General features: G+C 42.9%; 14 protein-coding genes. 9 read left to right on the forward strand and 5 right to left on the reverse strand.

Annotated features, from left to right (window positions below; all coding sequences use genetic code 11):
* Positions 1-239 precede the first annotated feature (239 nt).
* Positions 240-1,175, forward strand: a complete 936-nt coding sequence (locus tag C2M36_RS13685) for a general glycosylation pathway protein (RefSeq protein ID WP_442792663.1) — start codon at positions 240-242, stop codon at positions 1,173-1,175.
* A gap of 113 nt (positions 1,176-1,288) precedes the next feature.
* Here C2M36_RS13685 and rnk read toward each other — a convergent pair whose 3' ends face one another.
* Complete coding sequence (gene rnk, locus C2M36_RS13690; RefSeq protein ID WP_105255369.1) at positions 1,289-1,702, reverse strand: nucleoside diphosphate kinase regulator; 414 nt, start codon at positions 1,700-1,702, stop codon at positions 1,289-1,291.
* Between the two features lie 427 nt (positions 1,703-2,129).
* Between rnk and C2M36_RS13695 the strand changes: the two genes are divergently transcribed.
* Positions 2,130-2,939 carry an ion transporter gene (locus C2M36_RS13695; protein WP_105190035.1) on the forward strand — a complete coding sequence of 270 codons (810 nt, stop codon included), beginning with the start codon at positions 2,130-2,132 and terminating at the stop codon, positions 2,937-2,939.
* Positions 2,940-3,304: 365 nt separating this feature from the next.
* Here C2M36_RS13695 and C2M36_RS13700 read toward each other — a convergent pair whose 3' ends face one another.
* The gene (locus C2M36_RS13700; protein ID WP_105255370.1) at positions 3,305-3,850 is read right to left on the reverse strand and encodes a hypothetical protein; all 546 of its coding nucleotides are present in this window, start codon (positions 3,848-3,850) and stop codon (positions 3,305-3,307) included.
* Between the two features lie 78 nt (positions 3,851-3,928).
* Between C2M36_RS13700 and C2M36_RS13705 the strand changes: the two genes are divergently transcribed.
* Together C2M36_RS13705 and C2M36_RS13710 are read left to right on the forward strand one after the other, a co-directional pair.
* Positions 3,929-5,029: a hypothetical protein gene (locus tag C2M36_RS13705; protein WP_105255371.1), complete on the forward strand. Its 1,101-nt coding sequence runs from the start codon at positions 3,929-3,931 to the stop codon at positions 5,027-5,029.
* Positions 5,030-5,155: 126 nt separating this feature from the next.
* Positions 5,156-5,827 (forward strand): inovirus Gp2 family protein, encoded by a 672-nt coding sequence (locus C2M36_RS13710; RefSeq protein WP_105255372.1) that lies wholly within the window; start codon positions 5,156-5,158, stop codon positions 5,825-5,827.
* 30 nt (positions 5,828-5,857) lie between these two features.
* On the opposite strand, the gene C2M36_RS13715 is transcribed toward C2M36_RS13710, so the two are convergent.
* From C2M36_RS13715 to radC, 3 genes are all read right to left on the reverse strand, one after another.
* Positions 5,858-6,340, reverse strand: coding sequence for a lecithin retinol acyltransferase family protein (locus C2M36_RS13715; RefSeq protein ID WP_199883051.1), 483 nt, complete (start codon positions 6,338-6,340; stop codon positions 5,858-5,860).
* Between the two features lie 11 nt (positions 6,341-6,351).
* A complete protein-coding gene (locus tag C2M36_RS13720; protein WP_105255373.1) occupies positions 6,352-6,912 on the reverse strand; it encodes a tyrosine-type recombinase/integrase in 561 nt (186 codons plus the stop codon).
* 120 nt (positions 6,913-7,032) lie between these two features.
* Positions 7,033-7,500: a RadC family protein gene (gene radC, locus C2M36_RS13725; RefSeq protein ID WP_105255374.1), complete on the reverse strand. Its 468-nt coding sequence runs from the start codon at positions 7,498-7,500 to the stop codon at positions 7,033-7,035.
* Between the two features lie 117 nt (positions 7,501-7,617).
* Here radC and C2M36_RS13730 point away from each other — a divergent pair, with 117 nt between their 5' ends.
* From C2M36_RS13730 to C2M36_RS13750, 5 genes are all read left to right on the forward strand, one after another.
* Positions 7,618-7,806, forward strand: coding sequence for an AlpA family transcriptional regulator (locus C2M36_RS13730; protein ID WP_105255375.1), 189 nt, complete (start codon positions 7,618-7,620; stop codon positions 7,804-7,806).
* A gap of 94 nt (positions 7,807-7,900) precedes the next feature.
* A complete protein-coding gene (locus tag C2M36_RS13735; RefSeq protein WP_105255376.1) occupies positions 7,901-8,617 on the forward strand; it encodes an NYN domain-containing protein in 717 nt (238 codons plus the stop codon).
* A gap of 242 nt (positions 8,618-8,859) precedes the next feature.
* Positions 8,860-12,090, forward strand: coding sequence for an ATP-binding protein (locus tag C2M36_RS13740; protein WP_158678953.1), 3,231 nt, complete (start codon positions 8,860-8,862; stop codon positions 12,088-12,090).
* The gene (locus tag C2M36_RS13745; protein ID WP_105255378.1) at positions 12,083-12,670 is read left to right on the forward strand and encodes a DUF7680 family protein; all 588 of its coding nucleotides are present in this window, start codon (positions 12,083-12,085) and stop codon (positions 12,668-12,670) included. Before C2M36_RS13740 ends, C2M36_RS13745 begins: the two co-directional genes overlap by 8 nt.
* A gap of 9 nt (positions 12,671-12,679) precedes the next feature.
* Positions 12,680-15,907: a DUF1156 domain-containing protein gene (locus tag C2M36_RS13750; protein ID WP_105255379.1), complete on the forward strand. Its 3,228-nt coding sequence runs from the start codon at positions 12,680-12,682 to the stop codon at positions 15,905-15,907.
* Position 15,908: the final 1 nt, after the last annotated feature.

Consider the following 15,908-nt stretch of genomic DNA (forward strand, 5'->3'; position numbering starts at 1 on the left):
CTTTTTTGTATTACTAATGGGTTCATTATAGAACAAGAACTTAAATAGAGAATGAATGTTTTTACAGGTTGCACCGAAGCGGGGCACGGGCTTAGTGATTTCGCCCCGTTTTAGTACATCCAGAGTCCAGATAAAGGCGGTTTTAAGATGTAATCATATGATATTTAGGCTTAATTTAATTTGGCATCAAACCTGCGTGCAGAAAGCTTAAGCAATTGCAGCGAGGATTGAGTATGGCGATGAGTTACTTAAGCGTTATTGAGCGATATCGAGAACATTACGCCGATGTGGTGCCCTTATTGGAATCTTTAATACATTCGCTGGTTGCCCAGAACGATTGGCCGGGCAATGTGAATAAAGCAGTGGCACAGGTATGTCGGTGTTATGGCTTTGCCGAGCTGGTGTATGTGCTAAATGCCCAAGGCATGCAGCTCAGTGCCAATATTCAAGCCGATGGCCATATTGCTCCGGGCAGGGGCGTCAATCGTGCCAGCCGGCCTTATTTTATCGCCATTGCGGACAATCAATCCGCCGTGGTGATGACCGAGCCCTATATCTCTTTAGCATCGGGCAATTTGTGCGTCTCTGTATTAACAAGTTGCACCCTGGCAGAGCATAAACAAGGTTACGCGGTTGTCGATGTTAACCTGGTTAAGCTTATTGAATATATCATGGGGGATCGCTCCCGCGGCCGTTTTAGTGGTGCATTTAAAGTCGGATACAGTGTGATTGTGGTGAGCTTATTTACCCTGGTTTTAGTCTTGGTTTATAACGTTGGTATAGAAATAGTAGATTTACTGGCCAACCTTAATAATGTGAGCGATCCGCTAAGGCCGTTCGGAATTATTATTTTTATCACCTTAGCCCTGTCAATATTTGACCTTGGCAAAACCATTTTAGAAGAAGAAATCTTAATGCATAAGGATATCTTCAGACATAGCTCAACCCGACGTACCATTACCCGGTTTATCTCGACGATATTGATAGCCGTGTCCATCGAGGCATTGCTCACCATGTTTAAAGCCTCGTTAGGGCAAGGCGAATTTACCATTCCTGCCTTATTGATGATGCTGAGTGTTATCGGCTTATTAATCGGCTTGGGGATTTATGTTTACCTTGGTGCCAAGGCCGAATTAATGCTGGTGGAAGCGCAGCAGCGGCGCACAAAAGTGTAGATTGCGCAACCAAAGGCAAGTAGGGTAATGCCCTAGTTAGGGTTTAAATAGTTATGGGGGAAATAGCCAAGTCCGGTATTTCCCCTGTTGTTTAAGCCCAAATAGGGTTTACTTTATGAAACGAAGTCGCCAGCGCGCTCGGGCTGATACAGTACCTCGGTAATTTGTACTTTAAGGGTGCCACCACTGGGCTTAGGCCACTCAATTTCATCGCCCACGGCCAAACCAATTAAGGCACTGCCTGCCGGTGCAAGAATAGATATTTTTTTACCGCTGGTGTCCATATCTTTTGGATACACTAAGGTCAGTTCGAGTTCTTTATCCGTCGACGCCACGTAAAATTTAACCGTTGAATTCATGGTAACCACATTGGGTGGCATCTGCTCAGGCGGCAGCGCATTGGCTCGATTTAGTTCTTCCTCCAACAACTCAAGGCCAGAGGCGCTGTTGTGAGGCAAGGACTCAATCAAGTCATAAAGGCGATCTAAATCTAAGGTAGAAATAGTAATGTCAGGCTTCTTGTTCATTTTTCTCAGCTAGCAAATAAATGCCCATAGGCATACAGGGTATTTAGCCGAGTATATCTACAAAATAAATAAAACCAATGGTTATTTTTGATGTTTTATTTAAGAGGGTTTATTGGCTTTTTTGCAATATAAATATTGATTCCAAGGTGGGGGAATAAAATTGATATCGCTCCCTTTTCATGGAAACCAGTCAAGAACGTAAGGCCACAATGAAGAACGTTATATAGATGCCTTTGGCACTCGTGGCCCGGGCAATTCGCGCTCCCTGCAAGGGATTCGGCTGCTTGACCTAATGTGCTTAAGGCTCCTAATGTACACCTAGTGTAATCATCTGCTCCAACTAAAAATTTAACGATACGCTTTTTGTTTTCCAATGATAGAATCGCGCTCACTGCGTCTATTTTTGGTTTATTAAATTTAGCTCATCATGTACGAAAACATTAGATACTCGTTAAACAACCTGAAGAACAACAAGCTGTTCGAGCTGGCCGTGGTGTCGGTGATAATTATTTCCGCCTTAGAGATAGGAGCAAAAACCTTTTCTTTACCCGATGGTGCGATGTCTTTCACCAACATACTGGATGTATTCATCACCGTCTTCTTTTTGTTCGAAATATCGATCCGCTTCATCACAGATGAAGATAAAAAGAACTTCTTCAAAAAAGGCTGGAATATCTTTGATACCCTGGTTGTCGCGGTCAGCCTGATCCCCATCAATGACAGTGAAATGGCCCTGTTAGCGCGCCTGGTCAGGGTATTCCGGGTACTGCGTATGGTGTCGGTGGTGCCGGAGCTGCGGGTACTCATCAACTCCCTTATCAAAGCTCTGCCCCAGTTGGGTTATGTGATCCTGCTGATGTTTATTATCTTCTATATCTACGCGGCGTTTGGCAGCTTTCTCTTTAAAGACATCAACCCCGAACTCTGGGGCGACATTGCCATTTCCATGCTGACCCTATTTAGGATCATGACCTTCGAAGACTGGACGGATATTCAATACGAAACCATGGAAGTCTATCCCATGTCTTGGATTTTCTACCTGACGTTTATCTTCTTCACCGCGTTTGCATTTTTGAACATGGTGATAGGCATCGTCGTTAACGTAATGGAAGACGAACACGCTAAGGTGCGCCAGGAAAAGGAAGCGGCGGACAATACGCCAACCATCGACGATCTGCACAAGGAAATACAAGAGCTGAAACAGCTAATTAAAGAGCAGGGCAAGGGGCAAGGCTAAGCGCCTCTATCTCGGTGGGTCTTTTATATCCACCAATCATATATAAGACAGAGCCATCGGGTTTAAAACTCATCAATAGTTTGACCTGATGGCTGATTTTATCGCCTTATCTTACCTGTGTAATTGTACGCCATTTCATTCATGCACCTGCCTGAGCAGCCTAATCTGCTCTTGGTATATTTGTCACTATCCAAATTCCACGCAATAAAAAACCCCGTGCTTGTCAGCACAGGGTTTCTTTATTGGTGGAGCTGGGGGAGTTAAAGTTAGCTATGTAGTAATTTGTTTTTTATAGTTTTATATATTTGTTCTAGGTCGGTTTGTTACCTTGTTTGTTACATTTATGGCTAGTGTGGTCACAGCGTCTAATTTGTATCTAGTAATTTTTGACTGAGTTTTTCTAGAATTTCATATTGTTTCGATATATCTTTTTCCAGCTTAAATATTGTTTGCTTTAAATATAAGTCCCTATCTTTAGGTTTAGTTTCAAGACTCTTGGTTTTAGCTGCTTTTACATTACGCCTATTCTCTATATAAGCGTGATAATTGTTGTCAATTAACAATGCTAAAGTTTCGTTAATGCTCTTCCCCTCCACCTCCGAGGCGAGCTTGATGAGCCTTTTCCTGACTTCATCAGATATTGTTATTTCTAACCTATTCGTTTTCGATTTTTTATTTGCTCTATAGCAATGGGCTCTCCATGCATCAAGCATGTTTTTATATATTTCACTTTCGGTATTGAAGTGACATGCATTTTGATACAGAGCTTTAATTGCTAAACCTTTGTCCTGATGAACAAGGGAAGGCATTGGATACTTTCTTTGCAAGTAATCAATAACCCAATCCATCTTATTTTTTTGGTGCTTATCTTTATTAATCCAACTTACTAACTTCTGAAATTTACCATTCATAATCTTGGTCGTGATGCGTAACGTGACAAATCATGTTTATTTCTATATTGTAGGATTTATAGATGCTAGAGGTTAATTATGCAATTAAAATATCATGAGTTACTTATTGCATTGAACACAGATGACACATTGAAAATGGTAATTTCAGTCAATGAGCGCGTGTTTTTGAGTAAGCTTGTGACTCAAATAATATTTAATAATTCTTCGGCTACGGTTCGGCATATAGCTTCAACAACATCCACAAATTTAAGAGTTGTGAGTGACCATCTAAAAGCTTTAAGCGAAAGGGGGGTGCTAGAGAAAGTCCAGTTGTTAAACCTGTATTCAAGCTCTAGAGGGGCAAGGTTTAAATATCAGTTGTCGCTTCATACACAACAATTAATTTCCGAAGCAATGTCCAAGTCTAAGTTTCGCTATATATGTGGAGTTTTTCGTCAGTGCATTGAGAAGTTAAGTGTTGCAAAGGGTACTAAATCAAGTGGTTTGGCTGATGTGTTAGCCATTTTAGTAAGTATTGCAGACAAGCAGTTGTTGTTGACTGAGCAATCATTTCGGCTTTTCTCGCAAATGTATAAGGTAAAAAAGAAAGACCTGCCTCTTTATATAAATGAGTTAATTAATGTTGGCATCCTTCAATGTTTTGACTTATTTGAAACTAGTAAATCTAAACTTAAATATTGGGAGATCATCGTACCTTCAAAAAGCTTGAGCGCTAAAACTCAATTGGTTTTCAGTAAATCTAAAAGTGGCGTACCCGCACCACTTTTAGATTTGGTCAAGTTTGAAACTTCAGTGAACAAAAAAAATATTGATAGAGAGGTGTTAGGTACTCTAAACGATATGATGTGCCACATGTTGAGTAAAGAAATTACAACTGAATGTGAGGAGCTGTCTAGGGACAAATATTTATTTTTTGAAGATATTATCGATATGTTTGAAATCAGAACACAAGCAGATCGCAATGAATTTAGGGAACTCTTAATTGGTACGTATTCTGATTTTTTAGAGTTAAGTAAGCGAAGATTGAACAGTGATTCAAGCAGATTCATGCTATTAAAGCTCCACCAGTTTTGGGATACCTCCACTACTCACCCTAAGTGCTTTAGCTTCTTTTCTATGATCAAACTTGACTCTAACTCCCCAGAACACCAATTTACGAATACCCCACGAAATAAATAAGTTTTTGTTTTAAGGCGCAACGATTCTATAGGGTATCGCTGTCTGTAATAGATATATAGATCTACCCATCAATAAAAAAATAAACAACTGACAACTCCTATGTCATAAACCAATAGGAAAGCTCAGATGAATCAATCAAATAAAACACCTAAACACTTAACAATAAATACAGCTAGCTCTTATCAAGGTCTTAGCGTGAATAATAACCATGGGATGGTTGTTCAGTACTTAGATAGAACGAAAATCGTTCTAGATAATGCACTTCAGCAGTTTCCAAGAACTTTAGTTATAAATTTTGGCCTAAGCTTTCCTCAAAGTTGGGAGGGAAGCTGTGTGCACGCTGACGTAATTAATCGGTCAATATCCCTCTTTTTTAAAAACTTCGAAAGAGAAGTAGATAAAGTGTTAGCTGAACGGAGGGGGCAGGGTAAACGCGTTCACCCGAATTGCATTCGGTACGTTTGGGCTCGCGAGCGTGGGAGTTCATTAAACCCACACTACCATGTAGCTATCTTTTTAAATGCGGATTGTTTTAGGGGCACAGGAGCTTATGACTTAGCTAGCAATTCGATAGCTTCAAGTATTCAAATTGCTTGGAATAAAGCGCTATACCTTGATTCATTTCTTTCTTACGGGTTGGTTCATTTTCCTCAGAACAGCGAGTATCGAGTAGATTCAAATAGTATGTTATATCCAAAGCAATACGGTGATGTAATAAATAGGCTTAGCTATTACTGCAAAATCACGACAAAAGAGTATAGTTCTGCACATCGCAACTTCGGCTATAGTTTAAAGTAAGTAAGGGAGTGGGCGTATAGCCCACTTTAACTAAAACAAATCAATATCCCATTGTCGCCAAATATTTGCTCTGAAGTAAGTCTCGCACTCATATTTCAGCAGCCTTAACATATTGGACGAGTTTTCAAAATCACCGGTAATACATCCTGCTGAGAATTGGTGGCAGTTATCTAGCAACACATTGTAGTTACGTTTGTCATGAATTGCTTGCCGAGCCCTGTCTGCTGTGAAGTCGCAACCAACAGCATATTTGTTACGGCATGAAACATAAATATTTATGGCTGTAGTGCCTTCAACAAACTCATACGGTGAAACTACTTCTACCTTACCTTGTCCATTCAAATGAACAATTTGGCCATCACCAATATAGACACCTGAATGTTCTGCGTAACCAAATACCAAGTCGCAATACAAAATAGAGCCCTCAACTGGAGTGACTTGAACTCTACAACTATCCACGACACCTTCCACCATGTTTACCAGTGGCGTTACAAATGGTAAAAACTTCAACATAACGAACCTCCTTATAATTCCAGTGAAACAAAGTCATGATCGACTTCTTCTTGAGTGATACCGATATAACGAAGGGTGACACCTTCTGAGCTATGGCGTAGCATTTTCATCACACGACCAAGATCTTTTGATTGCTTGTATAGGTGATAGCCACGTGTTTTTCGCATTGAGTGAGTACCGAGTGCTAACTTGAGCTCGTGTCCTACTTCTTGAAATGCGTGAGTTACAGCTCTTCGAGAGAGCGGCTTAGGTATACCGAACTTTGTTTGATTACATCGGTACGATTGAAAGAGGTAATCGTGAGTAGGGTGAGAGGTTTTAATCTCGTTGATAATCGTGAGTGCTTTATCATTGAGTTTAATACTGGCTAACTTACCTGTTTTCTTTTCGATAACATGAATACGGTCATTTTGAATGTCATCAAACCTTAAATTTAGTAAGTCAGAGACTCTTAGGGCAAGGTTGATACCTAGTTTCCATACATGGGCCATTTGCTTACTAAATCGGATTTCTAGCAAATGACCTATCATACTGATGGTTTGGGGGTCTTTAATCGCGTGAACTTCAGCCATGATGCTTCCTTATTTGGATTTAAATGAAGAAAAAGAGAAGTAAAATCAGAAAGGATTTGTAAGTTACTGATTTTATTAAAGTGGCAGCTTCCCAAAATGTAAAAATGAGGAGCTGGTGGATTAGGCGCCTAGGCAACCATGTTCTGCCATTGAATAAACTGATTCTCCGACAATCAAATGGTCAAGCACAGGCACGTCAATAAGAGCAAGCGCGTCAGCAATTTTTTTGGTGATTTGCTTATCTGCAAAAGAAGGCTCAGAGACCCCAGATGGATGGTTATGAGCCAAAATCACACTAGCGGCATTGTTTGCTAGTACGGTTTTAACAATTTCTCTTGGGTAAACCGATGCAGCATTGATAGTGCCGTAAAACAGCTCATCCATTTCAATCAGTCGGTTTTGAGAATCAAGTAGTAAAACCGCAAATATTTCCCGCTCATTCATTCTCAGCTTACATGCTAAGAATTGCTTAACCTCATTAGGCGACTCAAACACAGTGTCTTTAGATAGCTTTAGGTTTAATACCGCAGCGGCTTGTTCAAGCACTTTACATTGCTCTTGTTTAGTTAATGTTGATACGTCACGCATAGTTAACTCCTTAGTTAGGTTGATATGCGCGTAAGTAATATAGAAGTGTAATTTTTTGGTTTGATATTTTTTTACATACCAGCTCCATGATGTGCACTAATACATCGGAGTAAAAAGATGAAATTAATCAAACTGGCAGAAGTGAAAGAGATTACAGGTTTAGGCCGTTCAACAATCTACAACTTTATTAAAGATGGGATTTTTCCAAAACAAGTTGAGCTAGGGCCTAGGGCCGTTGCATGGGTAGAGGAAGAAGTTTTAGAATGGATTGAAGGTAAAATCTCTGCTAGAGATAACGCTGCCTAGTGCAGTGTTATCTCTTTTTTATGCCGTGACGTTTTAAAAAATATGATAATGTTCGACTGCCCAGTGGAAGGTCAAGTTAAGGATTTAAAGCATAATGGAAAATAAAAGAATTGCGGTACTCATTGATTCTGAAAACACACAGCACTGCAAACTGAATTTGATAATTGATGAATTGTCGAGTTATGGACAAATTGTTGTAAAAAGAGCATATGGTGATTTTTCTAGTGATCAACTTAAAAATTGGAAAAAACCGTTAAACGAGATAGCGATTCAGCCGAGGCAACAATTTGCTTTCACCACAGGAAAGAATTCAACAGATGCCTTAATGATAATTGATGCTATGGACCTACTCTATAGCGGTAGGTTTGACGCATTTGCATTAGTTTCCAGCGACAGTGACTTCACAAGCTTGGCTACTCGCTTACGAGAATCTGAAATCCAAGTCATAGGTGTTGGTAAAACAACAACCCCTAAATCATTCAAGAACGCTTGTGATGACTTTATAAGCATAGAAAACTTAGAGCCTGAACTTAGCCCACAAAACAATAAAGCAATCGATAACGAAGTGGATAAAGAGTTATGGCAGCTTATGCATCAAGCTTGGCAAAATTATCGTGATGAATCTGGTTGGGCAAAACTAGGTGAAGTCGGTAAATATATTAAACGACTAAAACCAGACTTCGATCCAAGAAATTATTCTTTAAAAAAACTATCAGACTTCTTTGATTACTTTCCCAACAGATATGAAACAAGAAGCAAGAAAGGTAGTGGATTAGAGATTAAATTAATAACTAAAGCGAGTTTGAAGTGATTATGTTAAAGATTAAATGAGTGAATTTAAGGCAATGATTGTTCACCAAAACAGCGATTATGAGCTTTTTGTGTTTAAAATTGAATACTCCTAAATTTTCCCATATTCTCTCATGTAAAATTTTAATATAAGTGTGAACTTGAAAGAGCAATTTAGGCGGAAGATCAAATACTTACACTAAAAGAAGTAGGGCTGCAAGGCCTCAACAAATAAGTATCAGAATAATAATGGAATTAAATTCAATGAGTATTTTACAAAACTGTAACCCTAGACAAGATATCATCCAAGGTTCTTTCAATCCTGAAATCTTCACTGCCTCGATCAGTCAGGTTGCCTCCGCATACTCAGGAAAAGGCAGCGCGATTGATTCAATCTACACAGATGCCGAAGCGTTCTTCAGAGAAGCAACTTTCCCGACCGAAGGCTTACGCCGCGTCGTGCGGGATGTAATGGGTCGCCTTAATGGTGATAGCAGCAAGCCAGCTATTCACCGATTAGAAACAGCATTCGGTGGTGGTAAAACCCACACCTTGATCGCGCTAACACATCTCAGCCATCGCGGAAGCGACATTGTATCGGCCGCTGCAGATGTCGTTGAAGCTAAAGTTCTACAGCCTGCTGGTAGCATTGATGTTGTTGCCATTGCCTGTGATGAAATGCCGGTAATCGCACCCAGCGGTGAAAAAGTACTGGCATATACTCTCTGGGGAGAAATGGCAATTAAGCTTGGCGGCGAGAGCTTCTACAACGACAACATTAAAGAAGTGACTTCAGCGGCATTCCCAGGCCAATACTTTTTGGAGCGTATGTTTGAAGGTCGCAAAGTACTGATCATGCTCGACGAGCTGGCACAATACGCAACCCGTTATGAAGCTGCTCACGTAGGCGGTGGTGAACAAATTAGTGCATTTTTAATGGCACTTCTAGGCTACGCACGTACTCATAGCTGTGTCAGTATTGTGCTTACCCTTGCCAGCCAAAGTGATGCATTCCAAGGTCAAACCGGCATGCTGCAGGGGGTTCTATCTTCAACACTAGGCCGAGATGTTGATGAAGAAGAAGCTGCCGCACTAGCGCAGCGAGCAAGCCAAAGCATCATGAGTGTTGTAAAGCGTGATGCAACCACAACGGTACCTGTACGTCCCACGGAGATCTCTCGAGTATTGGCACGTCGCTTGTTCACTAAAATTAACGGTGCCGAAGCTTCTACAACCGCCACAGCCTATATGGAAATGTATAAGCGCAGTGGCTCGCAATTACCTGACACAGCTACCCGCGACGATTACAGCAAATCGATTGTTGCGAATTACCCATTCCACCCAAGTTTTATTGCCTACTTGACTAATAAGCTTGCCTCTGCTGAAAGTTTCCAAGGCACGCGAGGAGTCTTACGCGTGTTGGCCATGGCCATTCGCACTATTTGGCAAAAGCGCATGGAAATTCCTTTGGTACATACCAGCCATCTAAACATGGCAAACCCAGACTTAGCAGATGAGCTTATCGGTCGTACCGGCGCGAATGACCTATTAACAGTTCTCAATGCCGATGTGGGTGGTGCAGACTCAAGTAACCTGGAGATGGGCTTATCTGTTGCGCAAAACCTTGATCGCAACAATCCTCACCCGCAAGGTTTACCGCTTTACGAGTGGACCTGGAAAACCGTATTTCTGCATAGCCTTATCGGCCGTGGCGAAGGTCTTTCTTCTAATGTCTTCGGCATTACATTTGCCGATGCATTGCTTGAAGTGGCGATGCCTAATATCCCGCCATCACAGGTTGAAGCGGCATTAAAAGCTATTTCAAACGAAGCCTATTATCTACGCGCAAAAGACGGTCGTTTCTACGCGCATACTGATCCTACCGAAGCGCGTATCGTTTCTACGATTAAACAAGGCCTCCAGCCCGATGATGTTGAAGAGCAGCTCACGGTCGTGGCACGTAAAGTGGTTAGTCACAACAGCCCAACCTTCCAAGTGGCTCAAGATGTCTCTGCACCCGAGCACGTGCCTGATAAAACTGGTCGCCCTGTATTAGCCATTGTTCGCCTGGATGCAAACAAGGTCGATCCAACGGATATGACCACAACAGCTGGTAACGGTCAGCCTCGCTTAGAGCAAAACAACGTATTCATGCTGGTGCCAGAAACCGTTCAAGTCGCTGGCGATACTTGGAGCGAAGATCGAGTCAAAAAATCCCAGTACCGCAAAGACCGTTTAAATGATGTCGCACGCACCGTTATCGCCATGCGTCGCTTACAGAGCAAGCCCGAAGACTACGGCATGTCAGCGGCCAAGCTGCAAGACAGTGGCTTCACTGCCAAGCTTAAAGAGCGAGAAATGGCGCTACAAACCTCGGTTGCACAGGCTTACGACACTATTTTATTCCCAGGCGCTTCGGGTCAGGTTACCCAGAAAAGCATCAAACAAGCAGGCGGCGAAGGCGGCTTATCTGTGGATGAAGAGATTCGTCGAGTCCTGACTGAAGAAGGTGAATTGATCACCGCTGAAGCAGCAGCGACACAATCCATGCTGTTACAACTCGGCCAACTCATCTTTGGCAGTATCAGCCAAACCCCATCGTTGGAGCAAATCAGCAACCAGTTTAATCAAAACCGTCGCTGGCCAATTCTGGACAATCAACGTGTACTGGAACAAATCATTCGCAGCGGTGTAGAGAAAGGCCAATGGTGCCTGTATCGCATGGAATCAAGCGAATCCACCAAACCTGAGCACTTCCACAGCCGTGAAACCGGTGGAATTCCACTAGACGTTAACTTGTCCGAAAAAGGCTGGAAGTTGGTATCTGAGCAAGGTGCCAAACAGCGTGGCTGGAATCCGGAAGCCGAACCTGCGGTTGAGCAAGTGACTCAATGGGTTGAACAAGTGATGACTGAAGAGCCTTGCACCAAGGTCAAAGAAGTCATCGCAAAGGTTCAAGAAAAGCATGGCAGCGTGCAAAACAGCACCGTCTTGCAAGCGGTAGATAACATCGTCCAAACCGGTCGCGTGTATACCTATGAAGTGCGAGAGCCAAGCGATGAAGACAGCCCGAACCTAATCTATGGCTCTTCTGCCATGTTCCATCAAACGCAGGAAGACGACATGCTCGTTACGCCTGCAACGGCAGCAGAGAAAGGCTGGGTACAACCGGAAGATACCCGCTACACAAAACAAGGCCATGGACTTGCTATAGCGCTGCATAAACAGCTCAATAAGATCAGCTCCCTATACAGCCGAGGAGCAACAACCGAGCCCGATACTTTGCGCCTGGCTTATTTACATCTACCAGGCGGTGGCAAGTTAAATCTTGACCTAATCAACGCCACCAGCAAAGACATGAAGGCATTAAGCGAATTGTTTGAGGTACTCGCCGATTTAACAAGTGTAGGCGACGACAGTCAGGCAATGATAGACATTCAAAATGCACCAGAAGACTGTGCATTTTTAGATTTGGTAAAACAAGCTGATGACTAAAAAGAAACTGACGTTACAAGAGCTCTTCGACAAGACCTTAAAAAATCGCTGGCGCACAGCACCTTTTGTCTTGCGATTTACTGAGCTCGCTGATCACACCGGTACGGTTTTGGTGATCAAAGAACGTGTTGAAAAAGAAACCTCCGAGAGCGGTAAAAAGCTCGGAAGTCTGCGTGATCGCGGCACCCTATATGGTGAAAATTTAAAAATACTTTCGCCGCGCCTCAAGCCTATTTTGGAGCAAGTGGTTGATGATGGTGGCGTGCCCTTAGACCTGCAACGCTTTATAAGCCAAGAAGGTTTCAAGCTGCGAGATAACCTACCTTTAGATGAAGAAGCCGGAGCAAAAATTGCCTTGATTGTAAAGTTGCAGTCTCGCCTTCACAACCCTGACCGTCTTGAACTGCTCGCCCGACGAGTACAGCGATTTAGCCGCGAAGAGGCTGCCTATTGGCTAGGCCGCACTACTCACTACGGTGCCGATGCAAACCGCTGGGCAGTCGCTGGATTACGCACCATGCTATGTGGCACAACAAATAATGATGTTGGCATTACTCGCCAGCTGAACAAATTAAGGTAATTGAACGTTATGACCGATAGACGACTGATTGAGGCAGGCTTTCCTTGCCACCAGGTAGGTGCCGAAACCGCTAGGGAGCGCGGGGCAAGCAATATGCTGCCACCAATATACTACTTACATGTTTGGTGGGCGCGCCGCCCTCTGACGCCTAGTAGAGCCGCTATCGCAGGCTCTCTTTTACCTGAAGAAACGAATGTCGAGACATTTGTTAAAGAGCTTGGTATCGAAAAGCAAGTTGTCGAGCTAAATGGTGGCCAGTGGGTGCTCACAGGCAAGCTACTGGAACGGATTGAAAAATCAGGGGCTATCGAATCATTAAAGGTGGACGCTGTTGTCTTACGCGCTTTTGATAAAGAGCTTGCCAGAAGAGCAAAGAACTTGGAAACCATTGCTCTGCTTAAGCAACATTCGGTCGAGCTTGCTAACAACCCGGTATTACTGCGATGGGAGAAAGAGTCTCAACATCTAGGGCAGTTACATAGCGGTGAAGTATTGAGCATTAGACGAGTAATGGGTGACCCTGCTCACACTAATGAGCGGATCGAGTTTAAAAAACTACCAGAAGTTAAAGAGGCTTTGGGTGGCGAACTCAATTGGGACAATGATGATCTTTATGGCTACAGCAGAGCATATCAAAATGACCATCCAGTAAAGCCTTCTGGACTAACTGTTCTTGATCCCACGTCGGGTGGTGGCTCTATTCCATTTGAAGCTTTACGACTAGGTCATAAGGTAATTGCAAATGAACTGAATCCAGTAGCAACAACCATACTAAATGCGACTCTGGATTTTCCCTCGCGCTTCGGAATTAGCCTTTTGGATGAAATTACTGAGTGGGGATCAAAACTTGTTGACCTCGTTGAGCCTAAACTCAGTTCTTTCTACGCCACAGGGGATATTCCAAATAGCGAATTTAAAAAGCTTTCCATACATCTTGAAAATTATCCTGAATATATTGACAGTTATAAGAAAGAAGAAATTGCAGATTTTTTATATTGCCGGGAGGTTACATGCCCAAGCTGTCTTAAAAAAACACCTTTACTAAATACTTGTTGGCTATCTAAAGCAAATAGCGATGCTTGGGGTGTAAAGCCAATTCCGAAAAAAGGCAATAACGATGCTCCTTATCATTTTGAAACATACCAGTGTCAAAAAGGACTAGGTCCTAATGGCGAGAATCCCGAGCCTGGTACAGTTAAAAGAGGAATTGGGCAATGTATTCATTGCAGTCAGGCTATCGAAGGCGATGAAATCAAGAGACAAGCTCGGAACGAATCTGAAATCGGAGAATGGAAGGATACTATCTACGTAGTCGTAGCCACACGGACGCAACCAAAAATCAATAAGAAAGGAGAGTTGCAGGTATATTCTACTGGAGAACTCAAAGGCACACCTAAACTTGAGACAGTACGATATTTCCGAGCTCCAACCCAATCTGATATCGATATTTATAACATAGCTAATCAAGAACTTCAGAATAAATGGGAGTATTTTGAGGATCAGGGATTAATCCCAACAGAGAAATTGCCAGATGGTTCTAAAACCAGCGAACCACTCCGTTATGGGATGAATAGGTTTTCTGACATGTTCAATTGTAGGCAGCTTTTGGCACACCTACATATTATGGAGTCACTTCAAAGCTTAAAACCGGAGATTATCGATAGGTATGGATTTGAAAAAGCAAAAGCCATCATTACATACCTGCAGTTTGGTGTTGACAAAATTGTAGACTATAACAGCAGACAAACTCGCTGGATTACTCAGCGAGGCATAGTATCAGGAACCTTTGGTCGCCATGATTACTCCCTCAAATGGACTTATGGAGAAATGAATTATGTTGGAATTCATTCGGGTGCTAGATGGGGTCAGAAACAAGCTGCTAAAGCCTATAAAGAATTAAGTGGTCTTTTAGAAAGTGTACATAGCACATATCAAGGAAAGCCTCCTCTTCAAATCGTGAATGGCACCGCAGCGCATATAGAAGGGGTTGAAGATAAATCCGTAGATTTGGTGTGTATGGACCCTCCGTACTATGACAACGTTCAGTATGCGGAGTTATCGGATTTCTATTACGTTTGGCAAAAGCGAACTTTAAAAGACCTATATCCTGATGTCTTTTCAATCCGATTAACCAACAAAAGAGATGAAGCTGTCGCCAACCCATCGAGAGATGGTTCCGCGAAAAATGCCAAGGCCGAATATCAAAGGCTAATGCAGGAAATATTTGAAGAAAGTCGCAGAGTTGTAAAAGACAATGGCGTAATGACTCTGATGTTCACCCATAAAGCGCAAGACGCCTGGGAGACATTAACTAGGTCTTTAATTGAGGCTGGCTGGGTGATAACCGCATCATTCCCTGTGGAATCCGAATTTGGCTATTCAACTCATCAGCTAAATTTAGCTGCCGCAGCAAGCTCGATATTTATCACCTGCCGAAAACGCCAAGAAGTACAAACACAAGCTGCTTTTTGGTCTGGCTTGGGCGGCACCGGCGTACAACACCAAATTCGCTTTGCTGTAGAAGCAGGCCTTGATGAATTCAGACCACTGAAACTCAACGCCGTTGACCAGATGATTGCCTGTTACGGTCGCGCCCTTCAGGTATTAAGTGAAAACTGGCCAGTAATGGATGGCGATGAAGAAGTATCGCCTATTCGCGCCATGAACGAAGCCAGCCGAGTCGTTGCAGAACACCAGATAAAAGTGATTACGGATGGCAATATCTCAGTTGACGACTTGGATACTGAAACTGCCATGGCGCTGACCATGTACGGTATCTGGGGGCATAATGAGGCTTCCTTTACCGAAGTATTAAACCTGTCGCGCTCGCTCAATATTAGCCTCGAAACCCGCACCGGTGGTTACGGCATTGAAGGCCGCATGGTGGGTATTAACACCGAGATCAGCGGTCGTACTGCCGTTGCAGGTCAAGCTGCCGAAGACAAAGGCTACGCCGCACCATTAGTGAAAAAAGGCTCCAAGCTGCGTTTGGCTAAACCGCAAGAGCGCAGTGCTCGCCGGGTTGCTAAACCACAATCAGATTGGGATGTACTGCATGGCCTGTTGCTGAAGTTCCGCGAAGGTGATGTACCAGTGGCACGTGCTTATTTAGATGAACAGCGTGAAGGCAATGACAACATCATACTCGACTTGCTTGAGGTTTGGGGAGAGGAAGCCGAAACGCCAGAAGCACGTAACGAAGCCCGAGCACTACTGTTTGGCTTAAGGCAACAATAAG

This window comes from Pseudoalteromonas sp. T1lg75, assembly GCF_002964705.1.
Taxonomy (GTDB): Bacteria; Pseudomonadota; Gammaproteobacteria; order Enterobacterales; family Alteromonadaceae; genus Pseudoalteromonas.